Origin of the sequence: Aeromonas sp. FDAARGOS 1405, from assembly GCF_019048265.1 — a bacterium.
Taxonomy (GTDB): Bacteria; Pseudomonadota; Gammaproteobacteria; order Enterobacterales; family Aeromonadaceae; genus Aeromonas; species Aeromonas veronii_A.
In genome coordinates this window covers 3,002,735-3,029,363 of the sequence record NZ_CP077311.1, presented here as the reverse complement: position 1 = coordinate 3,029,363, position 26,629 = coordinate 3,002,735, and the positions used below count along the sequence as shown (strand labels likewise).

Below are 26,629 nucleotides of genomic sequence, written 5' to 3'. Positions count from 1 at the left end.
TTTCCCTGCTATAGCCACGCTAAAACCGAGTGGCCTTCCCGCTGATGAGACTGATCAGGGGATAAACCTGTCCAGATAGATCGCGACACTCATCCCCAATTTCCCGGCACAGCAGCAATGGCGGCATGATTCGTTATTGGTAAAAATAATCGGCTCATCAACACCATGCTAACACTGCAATCAGGGTGAATGCCGGAGTTAATTGATAATGACATTTATTATGGCGCACCACTATATCAACCGGCACGTACCAAAACTATAGTTTAGGGTATGAAGTTTTTTATATAACCCTATGTTTTACGTGAAAATAATAATCTGGCGCTCAATTATAGGTCAGGAAGTATGAAGGGTCTGCCCAACGCGTGACCTTGCGGGCCGCTCAATGAGAGTGCTTTGGCAATGTTCGCCATGGCCGTCCAGCGGTTTTCACACCAGGCTGGCGCCAAAAGAGTCGGACGACGAGCGGAGGCCGAAATCCGGTGATACACCACTTCGGGCGGCGTGTGCTGGATCATGGCAACGGCCGCCTCCACATACTGCTCCAGCGTCAATACCTCAAGGCGCCCCGCCTGCCACGCTTTGCCAAGAGTACTGCCCTCTACTACATGAAGCGGATGCAGCTTGATCCCCTCAACACCGGTCTCAACGATACGATGCAGGGTATCGAGGCTGTCCATTGGCACCTCGCCCGGCAGGCCGACGATCAGATGAGCACATACCTTGATGCCGCGCTGATGGGCACGTCTTACCGCATCCTCATAAGCGGTATAACCGTGGCCGCGGTTGATCCGTTGTAGGGTCTTGTCATTGGCACTTTGCAGCCCGAGCTCCAGCCACACCTCGTAACCCCGGGCCTGATAGCCCGCCAACAGATCCAGCACCGCATCCGGTACGCAATCGGGGCGAGTGCCCACGCAGAGCCCCACCATATCGCTCACCGACAGCGCCTCTTCATACATCCGCTGCAGATATTCGACCTCGGCATAGGTACTGGTATAGGCCTGAAAGTAGGCAAGATAGCGCTTGGCACGGGTGACTTCGTCCCGGCGAGCCAGCAGTTGTTGCACCACGGAGAGTTGCTGAGCCGACTCGTCAGCAAAAGAGGATACATTGCAGAAGGTACAGCCACCGCGGCCCAGGGTGCCGTCACGGTTCGGGCAGGTGAAGGCCCCGTGGATGGAGAGTTTGTGGATCTTCTGACCATGACGCTGCTTGAGATCCTGACCGAATGTATTGACGAGTTCGTGTAACTGCATGACACCTCCGCTAAAGGAGCGCCATTGTACGAGCTTGCGCAAAACAGGGGCTGAGCTGGATCAAGCTAGCGGAGAGGGTAAAACATATAAATACCCGACCAATTTTGAATAAATATAGAGAAAAAGCGCAAAAAAAGGATTTTTACAGTTCTTTGACGATTCAAACAGTAAACATCCATATGAAAATGAGACCTGATAACCCACTGTTGAACAATGAGAAATTCAAAGAGACCCGACAGCACACAATTGCAAGCATGGGATATTGAAAATGTGATCCCTTCCGCTGTCGGCCACATCGGGTTGGTAAAATTACTACATTCGCCCATCGTCGCCGAGCACACCATTGAGCCTGTCAATGGCGATATATTTAACCAACAAAATCAAACAACACAGAATAAATACTTCATAACTGCGAGCGAATCCCCCTAACCCGACATTTTGTTATGCGAGTGTAACCATGAAGACAAACCTGACCTGCGATTGACCTCGCCAGAAAATCCCATTAGTTTGGAGATTCGCCACGTCAGGCAGACGGAACCACAAGAGCCAATCGCAATTTATGCAGTCAGGTGATGACTGTGCGATACAAGGCCGAGCAAGGGAGAAATGCAATGTCACTATATGATCCAAAGCTGGAGAGGGATAACTGTGGCTTCGGCCTGTTGGCCCACATGGAAGGGGAAGCCAGCCACAAGCTTGTCCGTCTCGCGATGTCAGCATTGGCTCGCATGCAGCACCGCGGCGGGATCTCCGCCGATGGCAAGACCGGCGATGGTTGCGGTCTGCTGCTGCAAAAACCGGACAGCTTCTTCAGAGCTGTCGCCGAGGAGAAGGGATGGCACCTTGGCCGCAACTATGCGGTCGGCATGCTGTTTCTCAACCCTGACCCCGTATTGGCCCAGCAGACCCGCGACATCATCGACGAAGAGCTGGAAAAAGAGACCCTGAGTCTGGTCGGCTGGCGCAAGGTGCCTGTCGATACCAACGTACTCGGTACCATCGCCAAAGCCTCCCTGCCCAGCATTGAACAGGTCTTTGTCAACGCCCCGCCCGGCTGGGTCGACAAGGATCTCGAGCGCCGCCTCTATATCGTGCGCCGCCGCATCGAAAAGCGCGTCAACGACGACTACTTCTATGTGGTCAGCCTCTCCAATCTGGTCACCGTCTATAAAGGACTGTGCATGCCGGTGGACTTGCCGCGCTTCTATCTGGATCTCGCCGACATCCGTATGCAGGCGGCCATCTGCGTCTTCCACCAGCGTTTCTCCACCAACACCAGCCCGCGCTGGCCGCTGGCGCAGCCGTTTCGCTATCTGGCCCACAACGGCGAGATCAACACCATCGCCGGCAACCGCCAGTGGGCCAAGGCGCGCAGCTACAAGTTTGCCACGCCGCTGATCCCCGATTTGCAGGAAGCGGCCCCCTTCGTCAACACCACCGGCTCTGACTCCTCCAGCCTCGACAACATGCTGGATCTCTTCCTCGCCGGTGGCATGGACCTGTTCCGCGCCATGCGCCTGTTGATCCCGCCAGCATGGCAAAAACATCCGAACATGGATGATGACCTGCGCGCCTTCTACGACTTCAACTCCATGCACATGGAGCCGTGGGACGGCCCGGCCGGTATCGTCATGACCGACGGTCGCTACGCCACCTGCGCACTTGATCGCAACGGTCTGCGTCCGGCCCGCTACGTCATCACCAAGGACAAGTTCATCACCCTCGCCTCCGAGGTCGGCACCTGGGACTATACCCCGGACGAAGTGCTGGAGAAGGGCCGGGTCGGCCCTGGCGAGCTGTTCGTGGTGGATACCAGCAACGGCAAGGTGTGGACCAGCTTCGAGATCGATGACGACCTCAAGAACCGTCACACCTACAAGCAGTGGATGGATAAACACTGCCGCCGACTGGTCCCCTTCGAGCAGATGGACGACAGCCAGACCGGTAGCCGCGAGTTCTCCGACGACCAGCTGAAAACCTATCAGAAGCTGTTTGGCTACTCCTTCGAGGAGCTGGATCAGATCATCCGGGTTCTCGGTGAAAATGGTCAGGAGGCGGTGGGCTCCATGGGGGATGATACCCCGATGGCGGTGCTCTCCTCCGGCCCGCGTACCCTCTATGACTACTTCCGCCAGATGTTTGCACAGGTGACCAACCCGCCCATCGATCCGCTGCGTGAGAACCACGTCATGTCGCTGGCCACCTGTATCGGTCGCGAGCAGAACGTCTTCAACGAGACCTTCGGCCACGCCCACCGGGTGCTGTTCCAGTCACCGATCCTGCTCTACTCCGACTTCCACCAGCTGCTGGCACTGGAAGGTGAGTACTACCGTCATCAGGTGATCAGCCTCAACTTCAAGCCAGAAGAGGGGCTGGAAGCAGCCATCGTGCGCATCTGCGATGAGGCCAAAGCCGCAGCCAAGAGTGGCACCGTACTACTGGTGCTGTCGGATCGCGACATCAGCGCCGACACCCTGCCGATCCCGGCCGCCATGGCGGTGGGTGCAGTACAGCGTACCCTGGTGGACAACAACCTGCGCTGCGACGCCAACATTCTGGTGGAAACTGCAAGCTGCCGTGACCCGCACCACTTCTCGGTGCTGCTGGGCTTTGGCGCGACCGCCATCTACCCCTATCTAGCCTACGAAACCCTGGCCAAACAGGTTGAAGAGGGCGTGCTCACCATGTCCCTGCGCCAGGCGATGGTCAACTATCGCAACGGCATCAACAAGGGGCTCTACAAGGTGATGTCCAAGATGGGCATCAGCACGGTCGCCAGCTACCGCTGCTCCCAGCTGTTTGAAGCAGTGGGTCTGGCCAAATCGGTGGTCGATACCTGCTTCCGCGGCGTATCGAGCCGTATTCAGGGTGCCGATTTTGCCGACATCCAGCAGGATCAGCACAATCTGGCCCGTCAGGCATGGCTGGTGCGCAAGCCCCTCCCCCATGGCGGCCTGCTCAAGTTCGTCCACGGCGGCGAGTACCACACCTACAACCCGGATGTGGTGCAGACCCTGCAAACCGCGGTGCGCTCCGGCAACTATGCCGATTACAAGGAGTACGCCCGTCTGGTGAACGAGCGCCCGGTTGCCACCCTGCGCGATCTGCTGGCCCTGAAAAAAGTCGACAATCCGGTCGCGCTGGATCAGGTTGAGCCAGCCGACAAGCTGTTCCCCCGCTTCGACTCCGCCGCCATGTCCATCGGCGCCCTCGGCCCTGAAGCCCACGAGGCGCTGGCTGTCGCCATGAACCGCCTCGGCGGTCAGAGCAACTCCGGTGAAGGGGGCGAGGATCCCAAGCGCTTCGGTACCGAGAAGAACTCCCGCATCAAGCAGGTGGCTTCCGGCCGATTCGGTGTCACCCCCCACTACCTGATGAACGCCGATGTAGTGCAGATCAAGGTGGCGCAGGGTGCCAAGCCCGGCGAGGGTGGCCAGCTGCCCGGTGACAAGGTCACCGCCCAGATCGCCCAGCTGCGTTATTCCGTGCCCGGCGTGACCCTGATTTCACCGCCGCCGCATCACGACATTTACTCCATCGAGGATCTGGCCCAGCTCATCTTCGATATCAAGCAGATCAACCCGAGCTGTCTGGTGTCGGTGAAACTGGTCTCCGAACCCGGCGTTGGCACCATTGCCTGCGGCGTGGCCAAGGCCTATGCCGACTTCATCACCATCTCCGGTTATGACGGTGGCACTGGCGCGAGCCCCCTCACCTCGGTCAAATATGCCGGCTCCCCGTGGGAGCTGGGTCTGGCCGAGACCCAACAGGCGCTGGTCGCCAACGGTCTGCGCCATAAGGTGCGGCTGCAGGTGGATGGTGGTCTCAAAACCGGCCTCGACATCATCAAGGCGGCCATCCTCGGCGCCGAGAGCTTCGGCTTTGGCACCGGCCCCATGGTGGCGCTCGGTTGCAAATACCTGCGTATTTGCCACCTGAACAACTGCGCCACCGGCGTTGCCACTCAGGATGAGAAGCTGCGTCGCGAGCACTTTACCGGCCTGCCGGAGATGGTGATGAACTACTTCAAGTTCATCGCCGAAGAGACCCGCGAGCTGATGGCCCAGCTCGGCGTCACCCAGCTGACCGACCTGATTGGCCGCACCGATCTGCTGGAAGCCCTGCCCGGCCTCACCGCTCGTCAGGCCAAGCTGGATCTCTCTGGCATTCTGGCCCGTCCGGTAGCACCGGCAGGTTCCAGCCTCTTCAGCCAGCAGCACAACCCCACCTTCGACAAGGGGCCGCTCAACCTGAAAATGGTGGAAGATCTGCTGGAAGCGGTGGAAACCTCAAGCGGTGGCGAGTTCCGCTACGACATTCGCAACACCGACCGCTCGGTGGGTGCGCGCCTCTCGGGCGAGATTGTCAAACGTCACGGCAATCAGGGAATGGCGGCGGATCCGGTCAAAGTGCACTTCAACGGCACCGCAGGCCAGAGCTTCGGCGTCTGGAACGCAGGTGGCCTTGAGATGATCCTCACCGGCGATGCCAACGACTACGTGGGCAAGGGGATGACCGGCGGCAAGCTGGTGATCAAGCCCCATGTCGGCGTGGCGTTCAAATCCCATGAAGCGGCCATCATCGGCAACACCTGCCTCTACGGCGCCACTGGCGGCAAACTCTACGCCGCGGGCACTGCCGGCGAGCGTTTCGCGGTGCGCAACTCCGGCGCCTTGGCGGTGGTCGAGGGGATTGGCGACAACGGTTGTGAATATATGACCGGCGGCATCGTCACCGTGCTCGGTCAGACCGGCGTCAACTTCGCGGCGGGCATGACCGGCGGCTTTGCCTACGTGCTCGACGAGTGCGGCAACTTCGCCAAGCGCACCAACCCCGAGCTTGTGGAACTGCTGGACGTGGCGGATCTCGCCATCCATCAGGAGCACCTGCGCGGCATCATCACGGCGCACCTCAATGAGACCGGCAGCTCGCGCGCCGAGGAGATCCTGGCCAACTTCGACTCCTATGTGCCCAAGTTCAGGCTGATCAAACCCAAGTCCAGCGACGTGAAATCGCTGCTGGGTCACACCAGCCGTTCCAGTGCAGAACTCAGAATCCAGGCGCAATAAGGAGGGAACCCTATGAGCCAGAACGTATTTCAGTTTATCGATGTGCAGCGGGTCGACCCGCCCAAGAAGCCGCTCAAGATCCGCAAAATCCAGTTTGTGGAGATCTACGAGTCCTTCAATCAGCCGCAGGTACAGATGCAGGCGGATCGCTGCCTCGAGTGCGGCAACCCCTATTGCGAGTGGAAGTGTCCGGTCCACAACTACATCCCCAACTGGCTGAAACTGGCCAAAGAGGGGCGCATTCTTGAGGCGGTGGAGCTCTCCCACCAGACCAACAGCCTGCCGGAAGTGTGCGGTCGGGTCTGCCCGCAGGATCGCCTGTGCGAGGGCTCCTGCACCCTCAACGATCGCTTCGGCGCGGTGACCATCGGCAACATCGAAAAGTACATCACCGACAAGGCGTTCGAGATGGGCTGGAAGCCCGATCTCTCGAACGTGGTCAAGACCGGCAAGCGGGTCGCCGTTATTGGCGCCGGCCCGGCGGGTCTCGCCTGTGCCGACGTGCTGGCACGCAATGGCGTCACCCCGGTGGTGTTTGACAAATATCCGGAGATCGGCGGCCTGCTCACCTTTGGCATCCCCTCCTTCAAGCTGGAAAAAGAGGTGATGCAGCGTCGCCGCGAGATATTCCAGGGGATGGGCGTGGAGTTTCGTCTCGAGACCGAAGTGGGCAAGGACATCACCTTCGCCGACCTGCTCGGCGAGTTCGATGCGGTCTTCCTCGGGGTCGGCACCTACAAGTACATGAAGGGTGGCTTTGCCAACGAAGAGGCGCCGGGAGTCTATGATGCCCTGCCCTACCTCATCGCCAACGCCAACCGCTTGCTGGGCTTCGAGAAGGCACAAGCCGACTACATCGACTTCGCCGGCAAGCAGGTGGTGGTACTGGGCGGTGGTGATACCGCCATGGACTGCGTGCGTACCGCTATCCGTCAAGGCGCCGCCAAGGTGATCTGTGCCTATCGCCGCGACGAGGAGAACATGCCGGGCTCCAAGCGGGAGGTGAAAAACGCCCGCGAGGAGGGGGTTGAGTTCATGTTCAACCTGCAACCGGTGGCGGTCGAGCTGGATGCCAGCGGTCGCACCGTCGGCATCAAGGTAGTGAGCACCGAGCTGGGTGAACCTGATGCCAATGGCCGCCGCAACCCGGTGGTCATCGAGGGCTCCGAGCAAGTGCTGGCTGCCGATGCGGTGGTGATGGCGTTTGGCTTCCAACCCAACCCCCAACCCTGGATGGCGGAGTTTGGCATCGAGCTCGACAACCGGGATCGCATCAAGGCCCGCGAACAGGCGGAGTATGCCTTCCAGACCAGCAATCCCAAGGTGTTCGCCGGTGGCGACGCCGTGCGTGGCTCCGATCTGGTGGTGACCGCCATCTACGAAGGGCGCAAAGCCGCCGAAGGGATCATGGACTATCTGGCGGTCTAACCTGCACTTCCGCAGTCAACCCAAACAGAGCCCCGCCAGTGCGGGGCTCTTCTTTTGAGGCTAGGAATTTAAGGCTCGGAATTTAAGGCTAGGAGTTCTCGCTGGCGACTTGTCACCTATCACTCCCGTCCGGGGAGCGGCTAGATGCTCCAGCTCTCCGGCAACCGCTCGGTGAGGGTGGAGATGTACTCGAAGGTACGCGCCCGCTTGGGAGTGGTGAACATCTGGCGTGCGCTGCCTGCTTCCACCACCTCACCCGCCTCCAGAAAGATCACCTGCTGCGCTATCTGGGCTGCCAGCCGCAGATCGTGGGTAGCAATCAGCATGGTGGTTCCCTCGCGGGCCAGCTGGCGCAGCACGGTCACCACCTCCTGGGCAAGCTCGGGATCCAGCGCCGAGGTGGGTTCATCACAGAGCAGTACCTTGGGCGATGGCGCCAGCGCCCTCGCAATGGCAACCCGCTGCTGCTGGCCACCGGAGAGGGTGGCAGGCACCGCCTCGGCCTTGTGCCTGAGCCCCACCTTGTCGAGCAGTTGCAAGCCTCGCACCTCCGCTTTCGCTCTTGGCCACTTCAACACGGTCACCAATCCCTCAATAACGTTTTCCAGCACCGTCATATGCGGGAACAGCTGGAAATTCTGGAACACCATGCCGGTCTGCTGGCGCAATGCCTGCACGCTCTGGCGAGGCAGATGGTGAGAAAAATCGAGTTCGCCCCCCCCCAGCACCAGGTGCCCCGCATCCGGCCGCTCCAGCATATTGACACAGCGCAACAGGGTGCTCTTGCCACTGCCGGAGGGGCCAATCAGGGCGGTCACACTGCCCGCCACCATGGCAAGATCGATCCCCTTGAGCACCCGCTGCCCGCCAAACTGCTTCTCGATACCACGCAACCGGATCATAGGGCGACCTCCCGGGTCTCTTTGTGGGTCAACTTGCGCTCCAGCCGGTCTTGCAAGGTGGAGAGCACCGAGCTAAACAGCAGGTAGATGATGGCCGTCTCTATGTAAAGGATCAGCGGCTCATAGGTGACAGAGGCGAGCCGCTGGGCCGCCTGAAACAGCTCAGGCACGGTCACTGCCGCCGCCAACGAGGTGTCCTTCACCAGCGAAATAAAGGTGTTGGAAAGCGGTGGCACCGCAATGCGCGCCGCCTGCGGCAGGATCACCCGCCACATCACCTGGGGCCAGTTCATGCCAATCGAATAGGCTGCATCCCACTGCCCTTTCGGGATCGCCGCGAGAGTAGCGCGGATGATCTCAGAGCTGTAGGCGCCGATGTTGAGGGTGAACCCGATCACCGCGGCGGTGAAGGCATCCAGCACAATGCCAGCACTCGGCAAGCCATAGAAAATCAGAAAGAGCTGCACCAGCAGCGGCGTACCACGAATAAGCCAGACATAAAAACGAACCAGTGCCACCAATGGTGTCGGGCCATATAATCTGGCCAGCGCCACCAGCAAGCCGAGCAATATTCCCAAGACAAAGGTGATCAGGGTCAGTGGCACGGTAAAAATAAGCCCCGCTCTAAGCAGGGGCCAAAAAGAGTCGATCATTAACTGCAACCAGGCTGGCACGTTAATTACCTCGCTAGTTATTATTTTCCGGCAATATTATTGCGAGACATCAGTACCAAAATACTTAAGAGATATTTTCTGGTAGCTACCATCCTGTTTGGCAGTGCGCAGTGCCTGATTGATAGCGGCCAGCAATTCCGGCTGTCCCTTGGCGAGCAACACTGCCGATTGATCCCCCTTCGCCTCGGTCGCCGCCACCCTCAATTTGGCATCCGGTTTCTGTTTCTTGAAGTCGAGGAACGAGAGGCTGTCATTGATGGTGGCATCCACTCGCCCGGTCAGCACCAGCTGTAGTGACTGGTTGAAGCCCTCGGTGGCGACCACCTCGGCGCCCGAGGATTTCGCCAGCTGAGCAAAGTTGCTAGTCAGGGACTGGGATGATTTCTTACCCTTCAGATCCGCAAAGCTGTTGATGCTGTGATTATCGCTGTGCACCACGATCACCGCTTTGGAGGTGATGTAGGGATCTGAAAAATCATACTTTTTCAGCCGCTCCGGGGTGATGGCCACTTCGTTGAGCACCAGATCGTAGCGCTTGGCATCCACCCCGGCGATGAGACCATCCCACTTGCCTTCGACAAACTCCGGCTTCACCCCAAGGCCTTTTGCAATCAGCTCGCCAATCTCCACATCAAAGCCGACCAGCTTGCCGCTCTTGTCGTGATAGGTGAACGGAGGATAGGCGCCTTCAGTGCCGATTTTGATCGCACCGGCACTCTGGATAGCGGCGAGGCTGGACTCGGCTTGCGCCGATGTCATCAAAGCCAGTGGAAGGGCTGCCAGCAAAAACAGGGAGTGCAGTTTTTTCATTATTCACCTCGTTATATTTGTAAACATCCAGCACGCTTGCCAACGATAATCCGGATTACCATGCAATTATTATTTTGAATCCTACTGCTACCAGCACCATTTAATCGGCTCACGCCACATATACGATGACAGTCAATAAACGATTGCACTTGGCGGCACCAGCAAAAAATAACGCGAAGGTTCCCGTTACCAAACCATGAAATATGAAGATGTTAAGTGAAATAATGAATAACGAAAAAGCAGTCCCGCATTCGCTACTGATTGCGGGACACACTGTTTATTCATCATGAATAAACATACACTGCCAGCCCGATACCAAATCCAGGCCATCACCTTGTTACAAACGCACCACCAGCCACTCCCCCTTGCCGACCGGCACCAGCGAGGTGGCAAAGGCCGGATCCTGCCCGACCTCGTTCATCCACTCCACCATCTCGCTGCGATGGGAGATGGCGTTATCGACCACCAGCAGGCCACGGGGTGCCAGCAGGCGGCGGATCTGCGGCCACCATGCCCGGTAGTGCTGACGATCCGAATCGAGGAAGATGAGCTGATAGCCGCCTTGCGGCAAGGTCGGTAACAGCTCGCCTGCATCCCCTGCCAGCAAGGTTACCCAGGGGGCCAGCCCTGCCCTCTGAAAGTTGTCATGGGCCAGCACGCGCTTATCCTCATCCAGCTCAATGGTGGTCACGTGCCCCTCCAGCCGACGCACCGCTTCTGCCAGCCAGAGTGTGGAGTAACCATTGGAGGTGCCAATCTCCAGCACCGCCTGCGCCCCACGGGTCTGCACCAATACTGACAGCAACTCCCCCGTGTCGCGGCTGATATTGAGCAGCTTGCGGTGTCGAGCCTGCTGCATGCTGTCATTGCGCTCGCCAAGCTGCTCCAGCTGGCGTTTTAACTGTTCCAGTTCCATCGATATCCCTTTCGTCCTTGCCCAAAACCGTTAGCCCACACCTCCAAGCTTGGCATTTGGGAGTCAAATGATTGCTTTCAACCGCCACTCACACCACAAAGGATGAGAAAAGGACAACCATTTGAGGCAGAATTTGTGACGCCTATCTGTTACACTTCGCGCCCGCCATTTTCCGGCTCACTCTCTGACTTGATGTCAGGCGCAGCCGTCGGTGGTTACAACCTCCGTCTCGCTCATGCCGAGCTAACCAAGCCAAACACAGCCCAGCTGGAACACAGGAACCCATTATGAGATTTGAATCGTTCGATTTTGCCCCCGAGATTTTGCGTGCTGTCTCAGATTGCGGTTATCAGGAGATGACCCCTGTGCAGCAACAGGCGATCCCGGCCATTCGCCGTGGCCGCGATGTGCTGGCCAGCGCCCAGACCGGTACCGGCAAGACCGCCGCCTTCGCCCTGCCCATCTTGCAGCGTCTGGTAGACAATCCGGCGCCGGTCCAGCCTTCCAACGCCCGGGTGCTGATCCTGACCCCGACCCGCGAGCTGGCGGCTCAGGTGGCGAGCAACATCAATGACTTCGCCAAGTATCTCGATATCACCACCATCACCATCGTCGGCGGTGGCAAGCAGGACGTGCAGGCCAAGAAGCTCAAAGCGGGCGCTCACATCATTGTGGCCACCCCGGGCCGTCTGCTGGAGCACCTCACCGCCTGCAACCTCAGCCTCTCCGGCGTCGAGTGTCTGGTGATGGATGAAGCGGATCGCATCCTCGACATGGGCTTCAGTGCCGATGTGCAGAAGATCCTGCAAGCGGTCAACAAGACCCGTCAAAACCTGCTCTTCTCCGCCACCTTCTCCGACGCGGTGAAGAAGCTGGCCAACCTGATGCTGGATCGCCCACAGATCGTCAGCGTCAACAAGCAGAACTCCACCGCCGACACCGTCAGCCACACCGTCTATCCGGTCGAGCAGAAGCGCAAACGCGAGCTGCTCTCCGAGCTGATTGGCAAGCAGAACTGGCAGCAGGTGCTGGTGTTCGCCAGTACCCGCGAGAGCTGTGATGTGCTGGTCGAGGAGCTGAACCTCGACGGCATCAAGTCCGCCGTTGTCCATGGCGAGAAGGCCCAGGGCAACCGTCGCCGCGCCCTGCGCGAATTCATGGAAGGCAAGATACGGGTACTGGTCGCCACCGAGGTGGCAGCCCGTGGTCTGGACATTCCGGATCTGGAGTACGTGGTCAACTATGATCTGCCGTTCCTGGCGGAAGATTACGTGCACCGCATCGGCCGTACCGGTCGTGCCGGCAAGCGCGGCATGGCCATCTCCTTCGTCAGCCGTGAAGAGGAGCGTACCCTGCTGGAGATCGAGGCCCTGATCGGCCAGAAGATCCGCCGCATCATGGTACCGGGCTATGAGGTGAGCAGCCGTGACGAGCTGATCAAACAGCTGCAGGAGCGTCGCCGCTTCGGCAAGCGTCCGCAGCGTGAAGATAACGCCGTGGCCCAGGTGATGGCCGAAGCCAAGCTGCAGGGTCAGCGCCTCAAGCGTCTGGCTGCAGCCAAGAAGCCCCGTCAGCCGAAATAAGGCGGGCAGTTGCTCTATTGAACCGCAAAGGCGCCACTGGCGCCTTTGCCATCTCTGTCATCGGTGTTGACCCCTGGTGGTCAACTCAAGGATTGCTTATGACCTCTCCGACCTACAATCAGGCCCTGCTCGAGATGGCCACTCAAAGCCTGGCCGAACTGGCCCGCACCGCCGAGCAAAAGGCGGGCAAGCGCACTCCGGCGCAAGAGAGCCACTTTCTCTGCACCTGGATGGCCGACTCCCTCAAGGAGAAGCGCTTCTCCCGTCTGGTGATGGAAGATTTGAAAGCTTGGGTGCAGCTTGGCCGCACTCTGGGTGCGGGCGCCGATCTCAAGGGATTGCTTGCGCGCATCGCCTTCCAATACCAGTGCGCCATGACCAATCCGCAGCAACTGGGGGCCAAGCTGGCTGCCCTGCTGGAGGAGCTCTCAGCGGCAGGCTGGCTGGTGCTAACCGAGAGCGAGGTGAACGCCAAGCTGCGCCTGCAATCGGGCGGTCAGGCGAGTCTGGTGGTAAGCCATAACGAATATGCAGGCCATATCGAGGACGGTGAGCTTGTCAAACCCCTCACCCTCTATGTGCGCGGTGACGAGAAGGTGCTGGCCGAGGCGGCCTTCAAGCACGGCCTGCTGCTGAGCCAGGGCAACAAGAAGACCACCCTGGTCAAGCACCACAAGGCCTACCGGCTGATGCCGGACAACGCCCAACCGGCGCTGGCACTGCTGAGCGAGGCTCGCCAAGGCGCCTGATCCCGCCTGTCTTCAGCAATAAAAACGGCAGACCCTTGAGCAGGATCTGCCGTTTTTTATTGTTCGATGTTTGATGATGAGGTTGGGTAGTCGTTTAGCGGATCTTGATGCCAATCTGGCCCGCGTCACACCACTCGAACATCACCTCTTCGCTCTTGCCGCAGCAACTGCCACCACAGACCCGGCTTTCACGCTTGATGACCCGCCCCTTGCGCATCCAGACGCCGAGCATGGCCTCCACCGCATCTTCCGAGGTGTGGAAGTGGCGAGCCAGATCACGCCGGCTCACCTTCTGCTGCGCGGCGAGGTAATCCCCCAGCTCGCGCAGGATCATAAGGTCACCACCTTGCGGGCAACGATGTCACCGTGACGGCGACCGGCCCACCAGAGCAGTACCAGAGAGAGGCCATAGCTGACGATCCAGAACAGGCTCTGCTCCGGGTGAGCGGCGAAGGTCGCCACCTGATAGAAGAGGGTGGCGCACATAAAGGCCATATAGTTGCACCAGGCCGCGGTAAAGAGGGCCCACTGGCGACCGGTTTCCCGCACCAGGGCACCCATGGCGGCGGCGCAAGGCATGTAGAGCAGCACGAACAAGAGGTAGGCAAAGGCACCAGCCGCCCCATCGAAGTGGGTCTGCATGTTGCCGTAGGTGGAGACATCCACTTCCTGCGCCTCGGCGGCAGCTTTCTGGTCGTCGAGGTTGCCAACATCAAGCCCCATAGGGTCGCTCGGGTTGATCTCCGCCAGATTGGCTGCCACGGCATCGATCGCCTCATGGAAGCTGGCCACCAGCGAGAACTCGCTCGCCTCCTCTTCATCTGCGCCACCACCGGCGTAGAGGCTGTTGAGGGTACCGACCACCGCCTCTTTGGCGAAGATACCGGTGACGATACCGACCGTAGCCTGCCAGTTGTCATCGCGCACACCGATGGGGTGCAGCACCGGGGTCACCGCCTGGCTGATCTTGCTCAGGACCGAGCTCTCCTGCTCCTGATGGCCAAAGCTGCCATCGGTACCCAGGGAGTTAAGCACGCTCAGCACGGCAACCACCAGCACGATGGTTTTACCGGCGCCAAAGACGAAGGATTTGAGCTTCTGCCAGGTCTTGATGGCAACGTTGACAGGACGCGGCCACTCGTAATCCGGCATCTCCATCACCATGGAGTCGCTCTTGCCCGGCAGCAGGGTATTGCGCAGCAGCAGGCCAGTGAGCACCGCCACCAGAATACCGATGAGGTAGAGACCGAACACCATGTTCTGGCCTGATTCAGGGAAGAAGGCCACCGCAAACAGGGCGTAAACCGGCAGACGGGCACCGCACGACATGAAGGGGGCCATGGCGGAGGTCATCAGCCGCTCCCGCTCGGAGTTGAGGGTACGGGTCGCCATCACCGAGGGGACGGTACAGCCAAAGCCCATCAGCATCGGCACGAACGCCTTGCCCGGCAGGCCGAGGCGGCGCATCAGGGCATCCACCACGAAGGCGGCGCGGGCCAGATAGCCGGAGCTCTCCAGTACCGCGAGGAACAGATAGAGGCAACCAATCACCGGAATAAAGGTGGCCACGGTCTGCAAACCAACCCCGAAGCCGTCAGCCAGAATGGCGCCCAACCATTCGGGGGCATTGATCAGCCCCAGCAGGTGGTGCACCCCATCGACAAACAGGGCGCCGCCCATGATGTCGAAGAAGTCGATAAAGGCGCTGCCCACCTTGATGGCGAACATGAACATCAGGTACATGACAAACAGGAAGAAGGGGATGCCAATCCAGCGATTGAGCAGCACCCGATCCAGCCACTCACTCTGGGCCTCGGTGAGCTTGCCCTTCTGCTGGCGAGCCTGTTGTACCCACTGGTGGATATGGCCGTAGCGAATATCCGCCAGTTGCAGGTCGATATCCTGCCCTTGATGAGCGCGAGCTACCACATTGGCGGCGGCCGCCTGCTGACCGGGCAGCAGAGTCTCCTGCATCACCGCATCCTCTTCCAGCAGGCGCAGGGCGCGGCCACGGGTAGTGAGGTGATGCGGGGCGAGCAGGGTCTCCAGCTCCGCCAGATCGGTTTCAAACTCTTGGCCGTAATCGAGTTGCAAGGCTGCTTGCGGCTGACCGATAAACTGCCGGATCTGCTGCTTGAAGGCGGCAACCTGCTTGCTGTTGTGGGCAGAGAGGGCCACTACAGGGCAACCGAGGGATTTGCCGAGTTTGCTATCGTCGATGACGATGCGGCGCTTTTGCAGGATATCCAGCTTGTTGAGCACCACCACCATGGGCAGGCCCAGTTCGCGCAGTTGCAGCGTGAGGTAGAGGGAGCGCTCCAGATTGGCTGCGTCGATGACGTTGAGCAGCAGGTCGGGTTGTTGGCCCTGGGCAAAGCGGCTGGCGATCTGCTCGTCCAGACTGCCATCCTGACCCGCCAGGCTATAGATGCCGGGCAGATCCATCAGCTTGAAGTGATGCTCACCCGCGCTGAACTCACCCATCTTCTTGTCGACGGTGACGCCACTCCAGTTGCCTACCTGCTGGCGGGCGCCGGTCAGGGCGTTGAACAGGGAGGTCTTGCCGCTATTGGGGTTACCTACCGTTACCAGGGAATAATTCATACCAGCTCTACCTCTATTTTCTTCTGAACCCGCCGCGTGCGAGTGGCAAGCTGCTTTGCAGGTTCGACTTCTTGTCTCTGAACCGCTCCCGGTGACTTTCTTGACCGAAGCGGTAGCCGAACAGGGGGTTATACCGGCTCGACTTCTATTTGCTGGGCCAGACTCTTTTGCATGGAGAGACAGATCCCCTGGCACTGGATCTGGAGCGGGTCCCCCAGGGGGGCGGAGCGCAGATAAATGACTTCAGTCTGGGGCAACAGGCCCATCACCATCAGTTTGCGGCGCAGCGGCCGGGCGAGCTGATTCATATTCTTGATGCGAGCACTCTGTCCCGGTGACAACTGCGTGAGTACCATGACTGACTCCTGAAGTTAAACAATAATAATTCTCTTTTACTTGGGGCATTATAAGCTGTGTCTTCAACTTTTATTTGAGTAAAATCAAACTCCGCTTAGCTAACCCATAAAGTAATGCCATGAATCACGACAACAACAGCCGCCTCGTTTACAGCACAGATGGCGGCATGATCAAGGAGCAGAGCGCTCCCCAATCCGCCTCCCCCTTCCCCACTGACGGCACCGTGCGCATTCGCCGCGAGACCAAAGGGCGCAAGGGCGCCGGGGTGATCACCATTCATGGCGTACCCGCCGATCAGCAAAAATCCCTGGCCACCCTGCTCAAGAAAAAGTGCGGCACCGGAGGCGGTATCAAGGAGGGAGTGATCGAGATCCAGGGGGATAAACGGGACCTGATCAAAACCGAGCTGGAGAAAGCCGGTTTCAGCGTCAAGCTGGTGGGTGGCTGATCCCCTTGTCACTCATGCGGTTTTTCCCTAGAATGCCCGCTCCCATCGAGGGGGAGTAGTCTCGCACGCCGGTGCCATCCATTGCATGAATACCGGTTTGCGACCCTGATCAACATACTTGGTGCCAAATCACCATGGTCAGGGTGATCCATGCCAGCCATGGATTTGACAAGACCTTTGACGGGCCAGTGCCAATACCGGGGACGGATGGCGCAGGCTTGTCTTTGGTTTATAACAATTCCGTCCCCCGGTCATTTTTATGGAAGCCTTGTTAACCTCAACCCTCAGCGTCGCTATTGCCGAGATCGGCGATAAAACCCAGCTGTTGGCGTTGCTGCTCATCTGCCGTTTTCGCAAGCCCTGGCCCATCATCGCCGGCATGCTGGCGGCTACCTTGCTCAACCATGCGGGCGCCGCCTGGATTGGTGAGTTCATCAGCCGCTGGCTCGATCCCAAGATAATGACCTGGCTGGTCGCCATCGCCTTTATCGCCATGGCTATCTGGATTTTGGTGCCGGACAAGATGGATGACGAGGAGAGCTCGCTGGATAAATACGGCCCCTTTATGGCCACCTTCGTGCTCTTCTTCATCGCCGAGATTGGCGACAAGACCCAGATTGCCACCGTGCTGCTGGCCGCCAAGTATGACTCGCTGGTACAAGTCATTACTGGGACCACCCTCGGCATGATGCTGGCCAACGTGCCTGTGGTGCTGATCGGCAAGCTGGGGGCGGACAAGCTGCCGCTCAAGGGGATCCGCATCGCCTGCGCCATCCTCTTCGTCGGCCTCGGGGTGAGCACTCTGATCTTTGCCTGATCGCCTTTTCCGCTGACCAAGCCCTCCCCTGTGGAGGGCTTTTTTGTTTGCAGCTTTGTCTATTGCGTAATCCGCTGTCGCAACCACCAGCCGTAGAGCCAAGGGGCAGTGCACGGTTGCGGGTGCCTCATGCCATAATGGGGCAAACCTCGTGGAGTCCCCCCATGCACAACGTATCAAGAGAGACGCTTCTCGAATGGGTCAAACAGGGACGGCTGGCGCCAGAGAAGCTGGCGGACGCCCTCACCCTCGCCGATCTCCCCCCCCATCCGGCGCGCTGGCAGTGGCTGTTTGACCGGCTGCTGCTCTGGCTCGGCGCCCTCTGTATCGGGGCTGGCCTCATCTTCTTCGTCGCCTTCAACTGGCAAGAGCTGGGCCGGGTCTCCCGCCTCGCCCTGCTGGAGGCGCCGCTGCTCGCCATGCTGCTTCTGCTGTGGCGCAAGCCCCTTGGGAAGACCCCCCGTCAGGCACTGCTGCTCGCCATCGCCCTCAATATCGGCGCCCTGCTGGCGCTGGTGGGTCAAACCTACCAGACCGGCGCCGATCCCTGGCAACTGTTCGCCACCTGGGCGCTGATGCTGGTGCCGCTGGCGGCATTTGGCCAAAGTCCCCTGCTCTGGACCTTAAGCTGGCTGCTCGGCCAGCTGGCGCTGGTGCTCTACTGGCGGCTCGGTTTGTTCACGTTCTTCTTTACCTTCGATGAAGAGGGATTGGGCTGGTGCCTTACCCTGCTCAACGCCGCCCTCTGGGCTCTGCTTCTGCTGGCGCCAAACCGCTGGCGCCTGATGCCAAGCTGGCTGGCGGGCCTTGCTGCCGGTCTGGGGGCCACCCTGCTCACCCTGCTGGCGCTCTTCGATGCCGCCTCCCCGCTGGTGTGGCCGCTCTGGTTTGGCTGGCTGGCCGCCGCCTATGCCCTTTGGCATCACAGATTTATCGCCGGACTCGCCATGGGGTGCCTCAGCCTGATTGCCGTCATCCTCGCGGCGCTGGGCAAGTGGATGGAGCCCGACATCAACGGCTTCTTGCTGCTGAGCCTGATTGCCATCGGCCTTTCTGTCACCGCCGCCCGCTGGCTGCAACAACAACGGAGGTCTCATGAGTGATCTGACCCTTTGGCAAGCGCTGCAACAGGCCAATCTGGTGGAGGGGGAGATGCCCCGCAACAACCAGCCCCACTGGTCGAGCCGCTTTCTGCTCGGGCTGGTGGGCTGGATTGCCGCCCTGTTCCTGCTCTTTTTCCTGTTTCTCACCTTCGAGCAGCTGACCCGCGAGGCCAACAGCGCCCTGCTGCTGGGGGCCGTGCTGCTGGCGGGGGCCTACGCCCTCAATCGCAGCCAAAGCGGCGATCTATGGGATCAGTTCGTGCTGGCCCTTACCCTGGCGGCCGATGCCTGGCTGCTCTATGGCCTGCTCGATCAGCTGGATCTCCATCACGCCCTGCTCTGGTTTGGGTTGTGCCTGCTCTCCCTTGCCATCGCCGTGCTGTTCGATCACTGGCTGGTGCGGCTGTTTCACAGCGTGGCGGCGGCCCTGCTGCTCACCCTTGGCCTCGCCTGCCTCGGGCTGCAACTGCTGGCGCTGCCGCTGGTGATGGCGGCCATCACCTTCTGCTGGCTGCGGGCAGATAGGGATCCAGAGCGTCACCAGCTCTACCACTCCATCACGCTGGGGCTCGCCCTCTCCCTGCTGGTGCTGGGCCGTCTGCACCATCCGCTCTGGGATGGCGGCAGCAGCATGCTGGACGAACTGGGGCTATCGCGCCTGCCGCTCTGGCTCAATCCCCTGCTCTGCGCCGCCCTGCTGCTGGCGGTGATGGTAAAGCTGAGGCTCCCCCTGCAGTTTGGCCTGCCGCTGGTGCTGATCAGCGCCATCATCCCCGGCATGGGGGCGGGCGCACTGGTGCTGATCCTCGGGTTTTATGCCGGCAGTCTGGGGCTGATGACCCTCTCGGCCCTGCTGCTGCTCGGCTATGGTTCGCTCTATTACTACGATCTGGGGCTCACCCTGATGACCAAATCCTGGCTGCTGCTGGGCTCCGGCATCCTGCTACTGGGTGCCCGCCAGCTGCTCACCACCTTCGCGGCAAGGAGCGATTCATGAAACCTGTGACCCGACAGCTCGCCCTGTTGCTGAGCGGCCTCGCCATCCTGGCGGGCATCAATGCCACCGTCTGGCGCTATGAGCACGCCATGAGCAGCGGCGAAGTGGTGCTGCTGCGGCTCGCTCCGGTCGATCCCCGCTCCCTGATGCAGGGGGATTACATGCGGCTCAACTATGAAATTGCCCGCGAGCTGACCAGCCGCGACACCCGTGCTAATCAAGACAAGGGCAGCGATACCCTGGTGATCCGCCTCGATGCCCATCAGGTGGCCACTCTGGTGGCCGCTGGCAAACCGGATCGGCTCGCCAGCGATGAGCGGCTATTGCAAGTGCGCCAGAGCGAGCGGCAGTGGCAAATCGGCCCCGATGCCTACTTCTTTGAAGAGGGCACGGGGGAGCAGTACGAAGCGGCCCGCTACGGCGAGTTCCGGCTGCAAGCGGATGGCAAGACCCTGCTGGTGGGGCTGCGGGATGAGGCCTACCAGCCCATCGGGCAGACCCGCGCCCGCTGGTAACGGCCGTGAGTGGCTATTTACTCTGTTCATGGTCACACTCAAGGGAAGGTTGATCGCTAAGGATGTTCCCAATGAGGATATGGCTGATCTGTCATCTGTTGCTGCTCTGCTGGGCCTCGACGGCCCGGGCTGATCTGGGCAAGCTCGAGTACCTCACCGAAGAGTACCCCCCCTACAACTACAGCGATCCGCAAGGCCAGCCCACCGGGCTTGCGGTCGATCTGCTGCAGATGATCTGGCAACACAGCGGCGTGACGCCCCAGCCGCTGCGCATCCTGCCCTGGGCGCGAGGTTATTACTTGCTAACCCAGAAGCCCAACGTGGTGCTCTTCTCCACCGCCCGCACCCAGGCGCGGGAGGATCTCTTCAAGTGGGTCTGCCCCATCGGCTACTCGGAATACATACTGCTGGGCCGCAAAGCGCGGAACATCACCCTGACCGCCTTCGATCAGATGAGCCAATACAAGATCAGCGCGGTGCGCTCGGATGCAGCCGAACAGCTGCTGCTCAACAACGGCATGGATGACAACAACATCATCCCGGCCAACCGCCTGTCGCAGGGGTTGAAGATGCTGCTCTCCGGCCGCGCCGACCTGCTCGCCACCAGCAAGCTGGCGGGATATGACGCCATCCGCGAACTGAAGCTGAGCAGCGACGACTTCAACGTGGCCATGGTGCTGAGCGCCGAGCAGCTCTGCTACGCCTTCAGCCGTCAGGTGCCTGACAGCGAGATCACCCTCTTTCAGCAGGGCCTGACCCGCGCCCTCGCCTCGGAGGAGTTTCGGAAATTGCAGACCAAATATCTGCCGATACACTGATCTTTCATCCGATGGCGAGGATTGAGCATTTTTACCGTACGATCGCTACCTGTCAGGGGGCTGGCTATTGTGCACTCGAGTCGTCACACTGTTTGGCATCGTCGATATATAGTGAAGGGTCTCACCCATGAGAACATGGCATCTCTCCCACATCTTGCTGCTCCTGTGGACCAGTTTTGCATGGGCAGGCCTGGATTCTCTCGAATACAAGACAGAAATATCCCCGCCTTTTAACTTCAGTGACGCACAGGGTCAGCCCACCGGCCTTGCCGTCGAACTGCTGCGGATGACCTGGCAATACAGCAATACGCCTCCCCAACCAATACGAATCCTGCCGTGGGCCAGAGGCTATCAAGAGTTGAACAGCAAGCACAATGTCGTGCTGTTTGCCACCGCCCGGACACCGGAGCGGGAGGTGCTTTTCAAGTGGGCTTGTCCCATCGACAACTCGGACTTTGTACTGCTTGGCCGCGCCGCTGACAAATTGAACCTTTCCTCCATCGAGCAAATAAAAAATTTCAAGATTGCGGTGGTACGCTCGACCGTGTCGAATCAGCTGTTGCGGGAAAGGGGTCTGGATGAGAGCAACCTTGTCGAGGCCAACCGTCTCAGCCAGGCAGCCAAAATGCTCGCATCGGGCCGCACCCATCTCTTTGCCACCAACAAGCTGGTCGGCTACCAAACCCTCAAGAACCTCAATCTGGATCTTAAGGACTTCAATGTGGCCTTCATCCTCGATAGCAAGCCACTCTGCTACGCCTTTAGCCGTCAGGTGCCAGACCGGGATATCGACAGATTTCAACAAGCTCTGGATAGAGCACGGGCATCACCTCAATTTTTGCAACTGCAAGCCAAATACCTGGCGCTGCAGCCAACACATGGGCCGGGATAGCCACGACCGCCCGCGTTTTTTGCCAAACATGCTCTGTTGCCTTGGCGAAATCGGCCAGCTTGGTCACACTTGAGCATGATATTCCCTTGATCAGGACGGCAAAAATGAAACCATGGATTGGATTGGCCGGGGCGCTGCTGGCCACTCTCGCACAGGCGAGTCCTGAACTCGGCAAACTGCACTACATCACCGAAGAGTACAAACCCTACAACTACGCCGATGCCAGCGGCTCCCCCACCGGCCTCGCGGTCGAGCTGCTGCAACTGGTATGGAAAAAGACCAATACGCCGCCGCAGCCCATCACCATCATGCCATGGGCGCGCGGTTACTACCTGCTGACCCAAAAACCCAATGCAGTACTCTTCTCCACCGCTCGCACCCAGGCGCGGGATCCCCTGTTCAAATGGGCCTGTCCCATCGGTTACGCCGAAATCGTGCTCGTAGGGTTGGCCGAGCGCAATATCACCATCTCCAAACTCGATGATGCCAAAGCGTTCAATATCGGAGCTGTGCGGGCTGATGTGGGAGAACAGTTGCTACTCAACAACGGCTTTGACGAGACCAAGCTGATGGCCGCCAATCGGCTGGCACAAGCGCTGAAGATGCTCACCTCAGGTCGGATCGATCTGGTCTCCACGAACAAAACCACCATGGAACAGCTGATCGCGGAGCAAAAGCTTGATCCTGCACGATTCAAAGAACAATGGGTACTGAGCTCAGAGCAGTTCTGCTTCGCTTTCAGCCATCCGGTGAGCGACGAGCTGGTCAAAGAGTTCCAGACCGGTTTGACCCAGGTACTGGCGAGCAGTGAGTACCCGCTGCTGCACAGCAAATATTTCCCGGCGCCCGCCCCTGCGGCAGCCAAAAGTGAAGCAGCCAACACGACATCGGCTAACAGCGCCCCCACCAGCACAGCCAACTAGCAGCCCTCACCTTTTAACACCGCCAATACAGAGGGGCCCGATATGGGCCCCTCTGGTTTTGTGGCTCACTGTACTCAAGCGCGCACGACTTGTACGTTCTTGTCGAGCACTCTCCTTTGGCTATTCACCTTGGGTTGCCCACATTGAGTTACTCGTACAGACCTTTGCGTTCAACCACGCACCAGCGCCGCGGCGGCCACCTTGTGACGAGCGATGAGACCCTCGACATCCAGTCCCTCGATGGCGCCATCCACAACCCGCCACTTGCCACCCATCATCACCCGATCGGCACGCTCGGCGCCGCACAAAATGATTGCTGCAATGGGATCGTGACAGCCACTAAAGCGCAGATCGTCGAGCTTGAACAGCGCCAGATCCGCCTGCTTGCCGGGCAGCAGCTCGCCGAGATCGTCGCGCCCGAGCAGCCGTGCCGAGCCTACGGTCGCCCACTCCAGCACTTTGCGTGGGGTGATGCGCTCGGCGCCGTAACGCAGTCGCTGCAGATAGAGCGCCTGACGAGCTTCTTGCATCAGGTTCGAGGCATCGTTGGAGGCCGAGCCATCCACTCCGAGCCCCACCGGCGCACCGGCCGCTTCGAGATCCAGGGTCGGGCAGATACCGGAGGCGAGCCGCATATTGGAGACGGGACAATGACACACCCCGGTGCCTGCCGCCCCCAGCCGCGCAATCTCGTCCGGATTGAAGTGGATGCCGTGGGCCAGCCAGGTGCGATCGCCAAGCCAACCCACCTTTTCGAGATAATCGACGGTGCGCAGGCCAAAGCGTTCAAGGCAAAACGCCTCCTCATCCAGCGTCTCCGCCAGATGGGTGTGCAGCCGCACATCGAACTCGGCCGCGAGCCTGGCGCTCTCCACCATGATCTCTTCGGTGACCGAGAAGGGGGAGCATGGAGCCAGCGCAATCTGGATCTGCGCCCCGGCGCCGCGCTCGTGGTACTGGCGCACCAGCCGCAGGCTGTCATCGAGGATCTGCTGCTGCCCCTGCACCGTGTGGCGTGGTGGCAACCCCCCCTCATCTTCGCCAAGGCTCATGGAGCCGCGAGTCAGCGTGGCGCGCATCCCCAGCTCACGCACCGCCGCCACCTGAATATCGATGGACTCCTCCATCCCGCGCGGGAAGAGGTAGTGGTGATCCGCGGCCGTGGTGCAGCCCGAGAGCAGCAGCTCCGCCATCGCCACCTTGCTCGCCAGCGCCAGCCCATCCGGCGTCAATCTTGCCCACACCGGATAGAGGGTCTTGAGCCAGGGGAAAAGCGGCTGATTGACCACCGGCCCCCAGGCACGGGTCAGGGTCTGGTAGAAGTGGTGGTGGGTATTGATAAGGCCCGGCAGCACTACATGGTCACGGGCATCGAACAGCTGCTCGCAAGGCCGGGCAGGCTGCTGGCCTGCCGCCAGCACCTCGCTAATCAGACCGTTTTCAATCACCAGTCCGCCGCGGCCATCGACCGTTTCGCGGGTAAAGGTGGCAAGGGGGTTTTTGATCCAGATACGGGTAGCGGACATGGCCGACTCCTCCATCAGTGACACATAGGGGTGAGCCAGCTCAGTTATACCCTGTCTGCTGATCCAGAGGCGGCGCAGTACCGCAGTGGCTCCAGTCTATCCAGCGGCGGCAAAAAATCTGTGATCACCTTATAAAATCAAGGGGATAGCTACTCTGCTTACGGCATAGATGCATCAATTGCAATCAGCGACCAGGCATGAGCCGCAGACATAAAAAAGGGGAGCCTGGCTCCCCTTACAAGATGGGCTGCATTAGAACTTGTAAAGCCAGGAGATAGCGGTGAAGTAACCGTTATAGTTCTGGTTCACATGACCCATGCTGTACTCCTCACCGGTATAGAGGTAATCCACGTCATGGTAGAACTCGTAGCGCATATCCCAGCGCAGTGACTGCTTCTCGTCGAGCTGATAAAGGGCGTAACCTTCCAGACGGTGCTGTTTACTGGTCAGATCGGGGTAGTCATAACCCTTGCTGGCATCTGTCTGGCCACGGCCATAGGAGAAGCTGTAATCCACCCCCAGTTCCAGCGCCAAATCAAACGCCTTCTTCTGGCTTAGTCCCACTCCCAGAGTAGTGATTTGGTCACGAACCCGGGTCGAATAGGGATCCCAGTCCGGGGCACCGGTGTAAGCATGGTTCTGGCTTGAGGTGATCCACTGTACATTGCTGAATAGATGGCCACTGAGGTTCTCATCAAACTGCTGGTTAAGGGTCAGATCGATACCATAGTCCTCCCCTTCACTGAGTCCGATGTCAGGCTCCGGATAGTTTGCCCGTGCCCACCACCCTTCCAGCGAGGAGCTTAACTGCTCGCTGAAGGCATACTGCAGATCGCCACGCAGCTCGAACCTGTCACGATTGGCCAGATAGAACTGACGCAAGGTCGGGCTGACATTGGTATTGTTATTCTTCCACTCAGAGCCATCCCGGGTGCTCCAGGAGAGTTTCCCCCCCAGTTGCAGATCACCCACCGGGCGATAGCGACTCTTGAGGAACAATGTCTGCTCATCCGTCTTGCGACGATCCGCGTACTCCCGTTCATCGGCACGATACTGGTAACCCCCGGTTACCTTGACCGATCGACTCAGGCGGTAATCCGCTTCCAGATTGGCTTTACTGTGAGAACGATCCCCCGGCTGCCGTTGTTTGCCAATAACAACCTGCTTGTCCGAGTTGTCCTGCCGATCCCGGTATTCGCCCCCGGCCCGCAGAGTCAAATCCCGGCCAAAACGCCCCACCCATTTGGCATTGGTCTGGATGGTATCGATCTCACCGTGGAAATCGCTCTGGGTGATCGGCACCTGCCGGAATGCGGCTAGATTGCCATCCGACGTTGTTCGGCTGCTGAGAATGCGACCGCTCAGACTCTGCCGGTTCCAGTTGTACTGGCCGGATAAACTGACCTGATGGAAGCTGTTGTCGGGTTCGTAAGCCCGCTCATTGGCATAGGGGTCGCTGGCCGAACCGAAATAGAATGCGGTCTCCTCGTTGCGATAGAGTGAGCCGTTGTAGGCCAGATCAACCAGCCAGCCTTCACCCAGGTAGCTGATGCCACTCTTGACCAGGGTGGTACTGCTGCCATCGACCAGCTTGGGTACAAAGCCCGGCATGCTGCCTATCCCCGGGATGCTGGACTGATAAGTGGCCAGCGTTGCCTCTTTTTTCTCATAAGAGAAATCGGCATAAGGGCGCCATGGGCTCTTGGGGGTATAGGCAAGCCCCATAGTCAGCTTCTTGCGGACCACCTCCTTGTCAAATTCGGCCAGCGCACCAGCCGCCATAGGCGCATCGTCAGAGCGATAGACACTCTTGCCATGGCTGTTCCAGTAAAAGGGGGTTTCGGAGTAGCCAATTTTGGCGCGCGCGCCATCATAGAACCCTTGCTCCAGTGACATGCTGAAACGGCGCATTCCAAGATCCCTGGCCTCGAGTGCGCCATAACGGGATCCCTCTCCCCGATACTGCAGGTCAGCGTTAAAGATCCCCTGCATGCCGGTATCGTTGGCGGCGGGCACCCAGTTGCGAAAACGGGTCGCGCCATCATCGTTGATGTAGCCTGTCCCCAGCCCCACCTCACCAAACCAGCCACTCTCGCTTTCACAGGATGCGCAGCGCCAGCGCGCGGTTTTGGCCTCCCTGGCCGATTGCAGAGAGTAATCCTCGACAGCCAGCGGCTCCTCGGTGGCATGGGCCGAGAAGATGGTCAGCAAGGAGAGCCAAAGTGTTGAATGTTTCATGACT

The 26,629-nt window shown here is 59.5% G+C and carries 22 protein-coding genes; 12 read left to right on the top strand and 10 right to left on the bottom strand.

Features of this window, described 5'->3' with window-relative positions; translation table 11 throughout:
• Positions 1–326: 326 nt before the first annotated feature.
• Positions 327–1,256 (bottom strand): TIGR01212 family radical SAM protein, encoded by a 930-nt coding sequence (locus I6L35_RS14125; RefSeq protein ID WP_216978507.1) that lies wholly within the window; start codon positions 1,254–1,256, stop codon positions 327–329.
• Between the two features lie 611 nt (positions 1,257–1,867).
• Between I6L35_RS14125 and gltB the strand changes: the two genes are divergently transcribed.
• Positions 1,868–6,325, top strand: coding sequence for a glutamate synthase large subunit (gene gltB, locus I6L35_RS14120; protein WP_216978506.1), 4,458 nt, complete (start codon positions 1,868–1,870; stop codon positions 6,323–6,325).
• Between the two features lie 12 nt (positions 6,326–6,337).
• Positions 6,338–7,753, top strand: coding sequence for an FAD-dependent oxidoreductase (locus I6L35_RS14115; RefSeq protein WP_005346752.1), 1,416 nt, complete (start codon positions 6,338–6,340; stop codon positions 7,751–7,753).
• A gap of 140 nt (positions 7,754–7,893) precedes the next feature.
• Here the strand turns inward: I6L35_RS14115 and I6L35_RS14110 are convergent, their stop codons facing one another.
• The 4 genes from I6L35_RS14110 to I6L35_RS14095 all read right to left on the bottom strand — a co-directional run bounded on the left by I6L35_RS14110 (position 7,894) and on the right by I6L35_RS14095 (position 11,055).
• The gene (locus tag I6L35_RS14110) at positions 7,894–8,655 is read right to left on the bottom strand and encodes an amino acid ABC transporter ATP-binding protein (protein ID WP_216978505.1); all 762 of its coding nucleotides are present in this window, start codon (positions 8,653–8,655) and stop codon (positions 7,894–7,896) included.
• Positions 8,652–9,308 (bottom strand): amino acid ABC transporter permease, encoded by a 657-nt coding sequence (locus tag I6L35_RS14105; protein ID WP_178378368.1) that lies wholly within the window; start codon positions 9,306–9,308, stop codon positions 8,652–8,654. The genes I6L35_RS14110 and I6L35_RS14105 overlap by 4 nt, the downstream gene beginning before the upstream one ends.
• A 57-nt stretch (positions 9,309–9,365) precedes the next feature.
• Positions 9,366–10,139 carry an amino acid ABC transporter substrate-binding protein gene (locus I6L35_RS14100; RefSeq protein ID WP_139441836.1) on the bottom strand — a complete coding sequence of 258 codons (774 nt, stop codon included), beginning with the start codon at positions 10,137–10,139 and terminating at the stop codon, positions 9,366–9,368.
• A 337-nt stretch (positions 10,140–10,476) separates the two neighbouring features.
• Positions 10,477–11,055 carry an O-methyltransferase gene (locus I6L35_RS14095; RefSeq protein ID WP_216978504.1) on the bottom strand — a complete coding sequence of 193 codons (579 nt, stop codon included), beginning with the start codon at positions 11,053–11,055 and terminating at the stop codon, positions 10,477–10,479.
• A gap of 287 nt (positions 11,056–11,342) precedes the next feature.
• On the opposite strand from I6L35_RS14095, the gene I6L35_RS14090 reads away from it, so the two are divergent.
• Together I6L35_RS14090 and I6L35_RS14085 are read left to right on the top strand one after the other, a co-directional pair.
• Positions 11,343–12,638, top strand: a complete 1,296-nt coding sequence (locus I6L35_RS14090; protein ID WP_216962145.1) for a DEAD/DEAH box helicase — start codon at positions 11,343–11,345, stop codon at positions 12,636–12,638.
• A gap of 98 nt (positions 12,639–12,736) precedes the next feature.
• Complete coding sequence (locus I6L35_RS14085) at positions 12,737–13,387, top strand: DUF2913 family protein (RefSeq protein WP_216978503.1); 651 nt, start codon at positions 12,737–12,739, stop codon at positions 13,385–13,387.
• Between the two features lie 94 nt (positions 13,388–13,481).
• Here the strand turns inward: I6L35_RS14085 and I6L35_RS14080 are convergent, their stop codons facing one another.
• The 3 genes from I6L35_RS14080 to I6L35_RS14070 all read right to left on the bottom strand — a co-directional run bounded on the left by I6L35_RS14080 (position 13,482) and on the right by I6L35_RS14070 (position 16,347).
• Positions 13,482–13,721: a FeoC-like transcriptional regulator gene (locus I6L35_RS14080; RefSeq protein ID WP_005350974.1), complete on the bottom strand. Its 240-nt coding sequence runs from the start codon at positions 13,719–13,721 to the stop codon at positions 13,482–13,484.
• A complete protein-coding gene (feoB, locus tag I6L35_RS14075; protein ID WP_216978502.1) occupies positions 13,718–15,991 on the bottom strand; it encodes a Fe(2+) transporter permease subunit FeoB in 2,274 nt (757 codons plus the stop codon). The genes I6L35_RS14080 and feoB overlap by 4 nt, the downstream gene beginning before the upstream one ends.
• Before the next feature lie 128 nt (positions 15,992–16,119).
• Positions 16,120–16,347, bottom strand: coding sequence for a FeoA family protein (locus tag I6L35_RS14070; protein WP_005337384.1), 228 nt, complete (start codon positions 16,345–16,347; stop codon positions 16,120–16,122).
• 119 nt (positions 16,348–16,466) lie between these two features.
• Here I6L35_RS14070 and I6L35_RS14065 point away from each other — a divergent pair, with 119 nt between their 5' ends.
• The 8 genes from I6L35_RS14065 (at position 16,467) to I6L35_RS14030 (ending at position 22,861) form a co-directional block, all read left to right on the top strand.
• Positions 16,467–16,796 (top strand): translation initiation factor, encoded by a 330-nt coding sequence (locus I6L35_RS14065; protein WP_139428489.1) that lies wholly within the window; start codon positions 16,467–16,469, stop codon positions 16,794–16,796.
• A 259-nt stretch (positions 16,797–17,055) separates the two neighbouring features.
• Positions 17,056–17,613 (top strand): TMEM165/GDT1 family protein, encoded by a 558-nt coding sequence (locus I6L35_RS14060; protein ID WP_005337386.1) that lies wholly within the window; start codon positions 17,056–17,058, stop codon positions 17,611–17,613.
• Between the two features lie 164 nt (positions 17,614–17,777).
• The gene (locus I6L35_RS14055) at positions 17,778–18,716 is read left to right on the top strand and encodes a DUF2157 domain-containing protein (RefSeq protein WP_216978501.1); all 939 of its coding nucleotides are present in this window, start codon (positions 17,778–17,780) and stop codon (positions 18,714–18,716) included.
• Positions 18,709–19,713, top strand: a complete 1,005-nt coding sequence (locus I6L35_RS14050) for a DUF4401 domain-containing protein (protein WP_216978500.1) — start codon at positions 18,709–18,711, stop codon at positions 19,711–19,713. The genes I6L35_RS14055 and I6L35_RS14050 overlap by 8 nt, the downstream gene beginning before the upstream one ends.
• Complete coding sequence (locus I6L35_RS14045) at positions 19,710–20,228, top strand: GDYXXLXY domain-containing protein (RefSeq protein WP_216978499.1); 519 nt, start codon at positions 19,710–19,712, stop codon at positions 20,226–20,228. The genes I6L35_RS14050 and I6L35_RS14045 overlap by 4 nt, the downstream gene beginning before the upstream one ends.
• A 71-nt stretch (positions 20,229–20,299) precedes the next feature.
• Entirely contained in the window at positions 20,300–21,046 is a 747-nt protein-coding gene (locus I6L35_RS14040; RefSeq protein ID WP_216978498.1) for an ABC transporter substrate-binding protein, read from the top strand.
• A 127-nt stretch (positions 21,047–21,173) separates the two neighbouring features.
• On the top strand, positions 21,174–21,938 hold the full coding sequence (locus I6L35_RS14035; RefSeq protein ID WP_216978497.1) for an ABC transporter substrate-binding protein: 765 nt from the start codon (positions 21,174–21,176) through the stop codon (positions 21,936–21,938).
• 104 nt (positions 21,939–22,042) lie between these two features.
• Positions 22,043–22,861: an ABC transporter substrate-binding protein gene (locus I6L35_RS14030; protein ID WP_216978496.1), complete on the top strand. Its 819-nt coding sequence runs from the start codon at positions 22,043–22,045 to the stop codon at positions 22,859–22,861.
• 170 nt (positions 22,862–23,031) lie between these two features.
• Here the strand turns inward: I6L35_RS14030 and I6L35_RS14025 are convergent, their stop codons facing one another.
• Positions 23,032–24,387, bottom strand: a complete 1,356-nt coding sequence (locus I6L35_RS14025) for an 8-oxoguanine deaminase (RefSeq protein ID WP_216978495.1) — start codon at positions 24,385–24,387, stop codon at positions 23,032–23,034.
• Between the two features lie 252 nt (positions 24,388–24,639).
• A complete protein-coding gene (locus tag I6L35_RS14020; RefSeq protein ID WP_216978494.1) occupies positions 24,640–26,625 on the bottom strand; it encodes an MtrB/PioB family decaheme-associated outer membrane protein in 1,986 nt (661 codons plus the stop codon).
• Between the last annotated feature and the right edge of the window lie 4 nt (positions 26,626–26,629).